The 8,839-nt window shown below is 35.2% G+C and carries 9 protein-coding genes; all 9 read right to left on the reverse strand.

What is annotated here, in order from left to right:
- Window position 1 precedes the first annotated feature (1 nt).
- Window positions 2-1,297: a glycerate kinase gene (locus MVE07_RS05895; protein ID WP_297455300.1), complete on the reverse strand. Its 1,296-nt coding sequence runs from the start codon at window positions 1,295-1,297 to the stop codon at window positions 2-4.
- On the reverse strand, window positions 1,272-2,081 hold the full coding sequence (mpgP, locus tag MVE07_RS05900) for a mannosyl-3-phosphoglycerate phosphatase (protein ID WP_297455302.1): 810 nt from the start codon (window positions 2,079-2,081) through the stop codon (window positions 1,272-1,274). The genes MVE07_RS05895 and mpgP overlap by 26 nt, the downstream gene beginning before the upstream one ends.
- Window positions 2,078-3,076: an ATP-binding protein gene (locus MVE07_RS05905; RefSeq protein WP_297455304.1), complete on the reverse strand. Its 999-nt coding sequence runs from the start codon at window positions 3,074-3,076 to the stop codon at window positions 2,078-2,080. Before MVE07_RS05905 ends, mpgP begins: the two co-directional genes overlap by 4 nt.
- A complete protein-coding gene (phoU, locus tag MVE07_RS05910) occupies window positions 3,069-3,731 on the reverse strand; it encodes a phosphate signaling complex protein PhoU (protein ID WP_297455307.1) in 663 nt (220 codons plus the stop codon). The genes MVE07_RS05905 and phoU overlap by 8 nt, the downstream gene beginning before the upstream one ends.
- A gap of 14 nt (window positions 3,732-3,745) precedes the next feature.
- Entirely contained in the window at window positions 3,746-4,528 is a 783-nt protein-coding gene (gene pstB, locus MVE07_RS05915) for a phosphate ABC transporter ATP-binding protein PstB (protein ID WP_297455310.1), read from the reverse strand.
- Between the two features lie 9 nt (window positions 4,529-4,537).
- Window positions 4,538-5,596: an ABC transporter permease subunit gene (locus MVE07_RS05920; RefSeq protein ID WP_297455313.1), complete on the reverse strand. Its 1,059-nt coding sequence runs from the start codon at window positions 5,594-5,596 to the stop codon at window positions 4,538-4,540.
- Window positions 5,593-6,534, reverse strand: a complete 942-nt coding sequence (gene pstC, locus MVE07_RS05925) for a phosphate ABC transporter permease subunit PstC (protein WP_297455315.1) — start codon at window positions 6,532-6,534, stop codon at window positions 5,593-5,595. Before pstC ends, MVE07_RS05920 begins: the two co-directional genes overlap by 4 nt.
- A 144-nt stretch (window positions 6,535-6,678) precedes the next feature.
- Window positions 6,679-7,695 carry a phosphate ABC transporter substrate-binding protein PstS gene (gene pstS / locus MVE07_RS05930; RefSeq protein WP_297455317.1) on the reverse strand — a complete coding sequence of 339 codons (1,017 nt, stop codon included), beginning with the start codon at window positions 7,693-7,695 and terminating at the stop codon, window positions 6,679-6,681.
- A gap of 30 nt (window positions 7,696-7,725) precedes the next feature.
- The coding region (locus MVE07_RS05935) for a hypothetical protein (RefSeq protein ID WP_297455319.1) at window positions 7,726-8,839 on the reverse strand (1,114 nt) is incomplete at its 5' end.

Consider the following 8,839-nt stretch of genomic DNA (forward strand, 5'->3'; position numbering starts at 1 on the left):
TTTATCCTCCTATGATTAATATTGAAATATCCATAACATTGGTTCCTGTAGGACCTGTAATGATTAGGTCTCCTGTTTGTTTGAAAAAGTTATATGAATCATTGTTTTCCAGATATTCATCAATATTTAAACCAAGTTTTTTTGCTTTTTCATAACTGCTTTTGTCTATTACTGCCCCTGCTGCATCTGAGTTGCCATCTATTCCATCTGTCCCTCCGGAAAGCAGAACCATCTTCTCTGTATCTTTTATCTCTTGTAATGCAGAAAGACAAAATTCCTGATTTCTTCCGCCTTTGCCATTGCCACGAACTGTTACTGTTGTTTCTCCTCCAATAAGGATACATACAGGTGGTTTAAATGGATTTCCAGATTTTTTAATTTCTTTTCCAATGGCTGTAACTGCCTTAGCTACTTCCCTTGCTTCTCCTTTTAATTGTGAGGTAAGTATGTAAGCAGGCATTTTTTCTTCTGCTTTTTGTTTTGCCTTTTGGAGCGCTATAAAATTGCTGCCTATTATGTAATGTTTTATATTTGGATTTTCTGATTTTGGGGTATCAGGAATTTCTCCTTTTAAGCCTTTTAATATTACCTGACGGACTGTTTCAGGAATTTTATCTAAAAGGTTGTATTTTCTTAAAACATTGTAAGCATCCTCAAAGGTTGAAGTGTCATAATACATAGGTGCTGAGCCTATTGTGAAAAGGTCATCTCCTATTACATCTGAAATTACCAAAACTATTCCCTTTGCCTTTGTGTATGAGGTAAGTCTACCTCCTTTTATCATAGATATATGTTTTCTAATTATGTTTATTTCTTCTATAGGAACAGAGTAAGAAAGGAGAAGATTGGTTAGCTTTTTTAAGTCTTCAAGGGTTATAGGTGGAATAGGCTTTTCTATTAATGCAGAACTTCCACCGGAAAGCAGATACACAAAAAAGTCTTCTTTTTTAAGACTTTTTAATCCGTTTATTATTTCTTCTGCTCCTTTTATGCTATTTTCATTTGGAACAGGATGTCCACCTTTTATGACTTTTATTTTCCTAAGAGTTTCATAATAATTACAAACTACTAATCCATTTTCAATTTTGTTTTCAAGGATATTTTCCAGAACTTTCGCCATCTCAATGGAAGCTTTACCACTTCCAAAGATATAAATTCTTTCTGGAATCTGGTATGTATCACCGGAGATTATAAGTTTGTTATCGACGATTTTTAAAGTTTCAGGAATAAGATTTTTAGGTTTTACACTCTCCACCGCATATAAGAATATATCAACTACCATCTGGCGTAAGTTCATCTATTAATCTCCTAACAACCGCATTCCATCCTTTGCTGCCGGGATATGGAGCCTTAATCAGGTTTTCTAATTCCACATTTTCGTATTCATTATTAATTTTTGGTATAAGAACTGGGATGTCAACATTTTCAAGCATCGGAATATCGTTTTTGCTATCTCCTATTCCTATGGTTATGATATCCCCTATATTCTTTTTGAATATATCTGATGTGATTTTAACAGCCTTTCCTTTGTCCTGATTTTTTCCTATTAGGTGATAAAAACGACCACCTTTTGTGATTTTTAGACCATTTTTTTCTGCAAGTTTTTCAAGCTGTGGTAAAAGCTGGGGTTTTTCTGTTATAAATGGTTCTGTAAATTCCCTTTGTTTCGCAAGTTTTGCCTTTTCTAATGGAAGATCTGTTAAAGCTGCTATTTCTTCAACAGACATATCACCGAATCCTTTTAGGCCAAATTCATTTTTTACCTTGTTAAAGAACTCCCTTATTTTCCGGTAGGTTTCCCCCAGTATAATAACCTGATAATTATCCTTTACTGGAGCATCAATACGGAAATTTCTGTAGCCAAGAGGAAAAAATATTGCTGCCCCATTTTCAACAATAAATGGCTCTTTTATCCCTATTTCCTTTTGAAGAAGTTCAACTTCTATTCTTGTTTTGCTGGTGGTAAATATCAAAGGAATTTTGAGCTTTTTTATTTTTTCAAGACTTTCTATTGCATCTGAATATGAATAATCTTCGTGATTTAGCAATGAACCATCAAGGTCTGTAAATATAACTATCATTGCTCACCTATTGGGATTTTTACTGTAAATTTTGAGCCTTTTCCAAGTTCACTATGGACTTCAACTTTGCCGTTATGGGCTTCGGTTATATGTTTTACAATAGATAATCCAAGTCCTGTTCCACCCTCATTTCTGCTTCTTGATTTATCTACCCTGTAAAATCTTTCAAAAATAAGGGGAACGGCTTCCTTTGGTATTCCTATTCCTGTGTCTTCTACTGTAATTGATACATATTTATCATTTCTATTTGCATAAACTTTTACAAAGCCACCGGTTTTGTTATATTTAATTGCATTTTCTATAAGATTTTTCAGCAAAATGTTAAATTTCTTTTCATCTACAAAAACAGAAAAATCTTTGTCCACCTGATTTTCTAGGGAAATTTCTTTTTCGTTTGCTATATGCTGAAGGTCTTCAAAAATCTGTTGTATCATGCTGTATAGATTTATATGACTTTTTTGGATTTTGTCTTCTTTTGATTCTATTTTTGCTAAGATAAGAAGGTCATTTATCAAACTATCCATCTGGTTTATTCTTTTTTTGGCTTTTGATAGAAAATTTCTTATTAGTTCTAAGTCTTCCTCCTTTTCTATGGTCTCTATAACTCCTTTAAGGACTGTGATTGGTGTTTTAAGTTCATGGGAAACGTTTGATACAAAATCCTTTTTTGCCTGTTTATAAAGTTCAAAAGGTGTTATATCTTGAAAATGAATTACTTTCTGACCATTTATTTTAAAAACTCTGGCAAGGAATATATCTTCATCTATTGTTATTTCTTCTTTTAGTTCCCCCTGTATATCAGCATTTATCAACGAATATAAATAATTATTTTTGATTATTTCCGAAGGCAGAGGCATCTGTGTTTCATGTATTTTAAGGAGTTGGCGTGCATATCTATTTATATACTGGATATTCTTATTTTCGTCTATAACAATCAGCCCTTCTTGTAAGAAATCCAGAAATTCAACAAGTGTGTTTTTTAATAAATTATCCATTCTCCTCAAGTTCCTGATGTCTAAGCATTTTCCCTTCTTTCATATAGATAACTTCTTCTGCAAGGTTTGTTGCTATGTCTGCAACCCTTTCAAGATTTGAGGAAACTGTAATAAGTCTAATTCCTACTTTTATATTTTTAGGGTCTTCTACCATATATGTGTAAATTTCTCTTATGATTTGTTCATGGAGGGCATCTACTTTGTCGTCCCTTTCTATAACCTGTCTTGCCAGCTCTGTGTCAAGTGTTTCCAGAGATTTAACAGCATCCCTAACCATATTGAGAACTATATCTGTCATAATTGGAAGGTCAACATATTCTTTGAGTTTTGGTTTTGTTAGTATTCTTTCTGCTTGCTCTTTTATATTTTCTGCGTGATCACCTATCCTTTCTAAATCCCTGTTTACAAATAAATCCATAACCAGCATTCTCAGATATTTTGCTTCCGGCTGAAATCTGGCAATTGTTGTGATTATCAGAGTTTCGTTCTCAACTTCCATCTGGTCTAATTTAGGCTCAAGCTCATCAACAACTTTTAGATATTCAGGATTGTGCTCTATAATTGCTTTTACAGCATTTTCAATCATTGTGTCGGCCATCTCGGCCATATTTATAAGTCTGTCTCTTATTTCCTCAAGTCTTGGCTTTAAAAGCATTACTTCCTCCTTTATTATCCAAATCTACCACTTACATAATCTTCTGTAAGTTTTTTCTTAGGTGCAGTAAATATAATATCAGTTTTATCAAATTCAATAAGTTCACCCAGATACATAAAGGCAGTGTAATCAGATACACGGGCTGCCTGTTGCATATTGTGGGTAACAATAAGGATTGTTACTGTTTCTTTTAGCTGGACTACCAGTTCCTCTATTTTTGAGGTTGATATTGGGTCAAGGGCTGATGTAGGTTCGTCAAATAGTAAAACTTCAGGTTCAACAGCAAGGGCTCTTGCTATAACCAGTCTTTGCTGCTGACCTCCGGACATTCCTGTGGCAGGTTCTTTAAGTCTGTCCTTTACTTCGTCCCAGAGAGCAGCCTGTCTTAAAGCCTTTTCTACCCTTTCTTCAAGCTCAGCTTTATCTCTAATTCCCCTTAATCTTAGACCGTAAGCAACATTATCAAAAATACTCATTGGAAATGGAGTGGGTTTTTGGAATACCATTCCAACTCTGGAACGGAGGTCTATAAGGTCAATATCATCAGAAAGTATATTTATACCATCAAGAATAATTTCACCTTCATATTTGTTTCCGTGATAAAGGTCATGCATTCGGTTAAAACATCTAAGAAGAGTTGTTTTTCCACAACCAGAGGGTCCTATTAATGCGGTTACTTTATTTTCGAAAACAGGAAGATTTATGCCTTTTAACGCTGCTTTTTTCTTATCCGGATAGCCCTGTCCTGCATACCAGAAGTATAAATCTTTTACCTTTATTTTTTCTTTTTCTGACATAAATGCCTCCTATCCTTTATATTTCCAGTGGACAATTCCCCTTGAAATTAAGGTAACAAGTAAGATAAAGAATGTAATAACAAAGGATGCAGCCCATGCCTTTGTATGCCAGTCTTCATAAGGCCCCATTGCATAAACAAATATTGTAACTGTTAAGGATGCCATTGGTTCGTTCATATTCATTGTGAAGAAAGAGTTATTAAATGAAGTAAATAAAAGTGGTGCTGTTTCACCTGCAACACGGGAGATAGAAAGAATAATTCCTGTCAAAATTCCTGTTGCAGCAGATTTATAGACAATATCTTTGATTACTGTGAAATATGAGGCTCCAAGTGCAAAAGCAGCTTCCCTTAAAGTCCATGGGACAAGGGAAAGCATATCTTCTGTCGTTCTTAGAACAACAGGTATCATTATAAATGCCAGTGAGGCTGCCCCTGCCCAGCCATTGAAACCGTAAATCCTGTCAACAAGTTTTTGACTGAGTATTATAAAAAATGCTATACCTGCCACTACGGCGATTATAACCTGTATATTTTTGATAAATTTACCTGTTTTAGGATTATCTATATTAAATAGTTTTCCGGTTATTAAATTTAAAATTCCATATATGATGATTGCCAAAATAGCTGCCAAAAATCCAACAGCAACCTCTCCACCCCAGTTAATATGTCCCTGAGGTTTAACAAGAATAGCATATATAAATGTGCCTACTACAATAGAAGGAACAGACACCATAATGTCAGATAAAAAGCTTATAAGCTGTGCCCATTTGGTTCCTCTTGCATATTCAGCAATAAATGTTCCTGCAAGGACACCGATAGGAACTCCAATGATTATTGAGAAAAACACTATTTCAAGCTGACCAACAAATGCATTCCTTAATCCACCCCCCGGAATTCCAGGAGGAGCAGGGTCTTCTGTGAAAAGTTCAAGATTAAGGCCGCCTATTCCGTGTCTAAGAACATCAAAAAGTATAAATCCCAGCCAGAAAAGACCAAAAGCAGCTGCAAATGTAGATAGGGATAATGCTATAAAACTTTTGATTTTCCGCCTTTTTACAAGGTTCATCTTGAATATCCTCTCTCAGCTTTCATAAGGAAGTATTTGGCAATAGCAAGGATTATAAAGCTGAGAACAAACAGTATTAAAGCCAGATAAAACAGAGAAGATAGATATATATCCGAATCTGCCTCTGTAAACTCATTTGCCAGTGTTACTGTTATGGTAGCAGCTGCATCAAATAAGGAAGTTGTAATCTGATGGTTATTTCCAAGAACAAAAGCAACAGCCATTGTTTCTCCAAGAGTTCTACCAAGGGCAAGAACGATACCACCGTATATACCAAGTTTTGCATAAGGTATCATTACATCTTTAACTACTTCCCATTTTGTAGCACCTAAGGCATAAGCAGACTCTTTCATTATATTAGGTGTAAGATTAAGGGCATCTCTGGCCACACTGGCAATAAATGGAATTATCATTATGGATAAGATAAAACTTGCTGTAAAAAGATCTATTCCCTGTGGTTCCCCCTGGAATAATATTCCAATTACAGGGATTTTCCCTAAGGTTTTTTGTAAAAATGGTTCAACATAATTTGCCATTATCGGTGCAAGGGTAAAAAGTCCCCACATACCGTATATAATACTCGGAATTGCAGCGAGCATTTCTATTGCAATTCCTATTGGTGTCTTCAGGAATTTTGGGGATACTTCTGCAAGGAATATAGCTATTCCCAGTGCAACTGGAATTGCTAATACAAGGGATAAAACAGTGGTAATTATAGTTCCAAATAATGGTGCTGCAGCTCCAAAGACTTCCCTAACAGGGTCCCAATCATTTGTAATTATGAAATGTAAAACACCAAATTTATGAATAGCAAGGGAAGATTCATCATATAAAACGAAAAATGTAGAAAGAACTAAAGTTAAAATTAGAAAAGATGCAAGGAAAGAAATAATTCCAAAAGCAATATCAGATAAAGGAAGTTTCCTTAGTTTTTTCATCTTATTCTTCTTACCTGCATGATGTTTTTTTAATTATAACAAAAAAAGAGCATTAAAGCCCTCAAGCAAAAGCATTATGTTTGGCGGCAGCAGGCTTGGACTAGACGAGATATATAAAAAAGGGCTAAAGAGCCCCTAAAAAGTTTATTTTTCTGGATAAATACCGTTTTGCTTCCAGTAATTGTAGATTTTTTCTTTGAGTTCTTTTGGAAGAGGAACATAATAAAGGTTTTCAGCTATTTTATCTCCGTTCTCAAATGCCCATTTGAAAAAGGCATTTACTTTTTTATTTACAGCTGTTTTTTCCCTTGCCTCAAGGATAAATGAAGCACCTGCGATTGGCCATGCATTCTTGCCTGGTGCATTTACCATCCAGAGGTAGAAATGTTTTTTAGGGTCAAAGTTTGCTGTTGCCCCTGCAGCTTTGAAAGTTTCTATAGATGGTGCAACAAAATTTCCAGCAGGATTTTTAAGAAGTGTATAAGCAAGTCTATTTTGTTTTGCATAAGCAAATTCTACATATCCGATGGAATATTTTAATCTTTTGACATAGTTAGCTACACCTTCATTCCCTTTTCCTCCTACACCTACAGGCCATTTAACAGCCTTTCCTGCCCCAACTTTTTCTTTCCAGTCTTTACAAGCACCTGCAAGGTAAGAGGTAAAAATAGCCGTTGTTCCAGAACCATCAGACCTGTGAACAACCTTTATTTCTTTGTGAGGCAGATTTACCCCCGGGTTTAATTCTTTGATATGTGGATTGTCCCAGTATTTTATATCTCCAAGGTAGATATGGCATACCGCATCAGCATCAAGTTTAAGCTTTCCTGCTTTTACTCCCGGTATATTAACAACAGGAACAACACCACCAATTATTGCCGGAAATTGAAAGAGCTTGTATTCATCAAGCTTTTCAGGTGGTAATGGGGCATCGGAAGCTCCAAAATCAACAGTTCTGTTTTTTATCTGTCTAATTCCACCTCCGGAACCGATTGACTGGTAGTTTAGCCTAATTCCTGTTTCCTGATAGTATTTATACGCCCATGCATAGTAAACTGGGTATGGGAATGTAGCTCCTGCTCCGTTTATTATTTCTCCTGCAAAAGAAGCAGAAGTAGTTAATACCCCTGCAAATATTACAGATGTTAATAATTTTTTCATTTTCTTACCTCCCTGTTTTTAAATTAATTTCTACCATGAAACCTCTGCTGTAAACATATATTTAGTTTTGTCTTTATCATCTGCTTTGTCGTAATCGGCAGTAATACCGTTTACAATCCATCTTATATATTTGTTCATTCTCCATGCTACACCATAGATATACTGATCTCTATCTGCATTATTGTTTTTATCAGAATCCCAGTGGTCATATCTTCCGAATAATGAAACTTTGTGGTCTAAGATAGGTCTTATTTCAAAGTTTACAGAGTATCCATCTCCTTTTTCTGCAGCTGTGTCATACCAGTCAGCTGTTATGTATTGTGCTGCAACAAGAAATAGAGGTTGATTATATACAGCGTGTATTTGATAGATGGTCAGGTTATCATCAGAACCTCTGTGGTTAAAGCTGTCGACAGCGTGGAGAGATATATTTGCATAAGTATCTTTTTCTGCATGGAGATGTTTTATCCCACCTCCAAGAATATGCCATGTAAGTCTGCCTTCAATAGATGGCCTTTCTTCTTTGTCTCCTTTGTCACTTCTGCCTATATGGTCATATCCTTCTCCGTTGAACACACCATATTCTGCAGATACATATTCAGTTTTTGTTTTGAAATCTATACCTGCATCGGCAGAAGGAAGAAGATGTGCACCATCTCCAGACTCATAAAAAGTTTTTGATATAGACCTGAATAACCAGCCTGAATGTTCCTCATAATCAAGCCATGGTGTATGAACCATACCTATTTCAAATCCTGTATGGGGAACTATAGAGGAAATATCTTTATAAAAATAAAGATGTTTTACTTTTACGTCTATTTCATCTCCTTCATCAGGATTGTCATGATGATTATGCTTTGTCACATCAAGTGTAAATCTGGCGTAATCTTTTTTGTTAAAGTAGAACTTAGTAATGAAATATCCTCTTCTTATCTCAAATGTTCCATCATCTTTACCATGTTTTCTGTCTGTGAATGTATATCCGATATAATCTGTTCCGCTGAATTTGATTTTGCTAGCTTTAGAAAAAACAGGGGTTTCTTTGCTTTCTTCCTTTTGGAGTTTAATAGCTTCTTCCTTTGTTAAAATCCCTTTTTCATAAAGTTTTTTAATCAGAGGGTTGTTAATTTCCTCTGCTGACGCA

The organism is Persephonella sp. (assembly GCF_027023985.1).
In the GTDB taxonomy this organism is placed as follows: domain Bacteria; phylum Aquificota; class Aquificia; order Aquificales; family Hydrogenothermaceae; genus Persephonella_A.

Coding starts and splice junctions, on each gene's coding strand:
- pstS (WP_297455317.1), bottom strand. CDS start 7,695: ATGAAAAAATTATTAACATCTGTAATATTTGCAGGGGTATTAACTACT.
- mpgP (WP_297455302.1), bottom strand. CDS start 2,081: ATGATAGTTATATTTACAGACCTTGATGGTTCATTGCTAAATCACGAA.
- pstC (WP_297455315.1), bottom strand. CDS start 6,534: ATGAAAAAACTAAGGAAACTTCCTTTATCTGATATTGCTTTTGGAATT.
- MVE07_RS05895 (WP_297455300.1), bottom strand. CDS start 1,297: ATGAACTTACGCCAGATGGTAGTTGATATATTCTTATATGCGGTGGAG.
- MVE07_RS05905 (WP_297455304.1), bottom strand. CDS start 3,076: ATGGATAATTTATTAAAAAACACACTTGTTGAATTTCTGGATTTCTTA.
- MVE07_RS05920 (WP_297455313.1), bottom strand. CDS start 5,596: ATGAACCTTGTAAAAAGGCGGAAAATCAAAAGTTTTATAGCATTATCC.
- pstB (WP_297455310.1), bottom strand. CDS start 4,528: ATGTCAGAAAAAGAAAAAATAAAGGTAAAAGATTTATACTTCTGGTAT.
- phoU (WP_297455307.1), bottom strand. CDS start 3,731: ATGCTTTTAAAGCCAAGACTTGAGGAAATAAGAGACAGACTTATAAAT.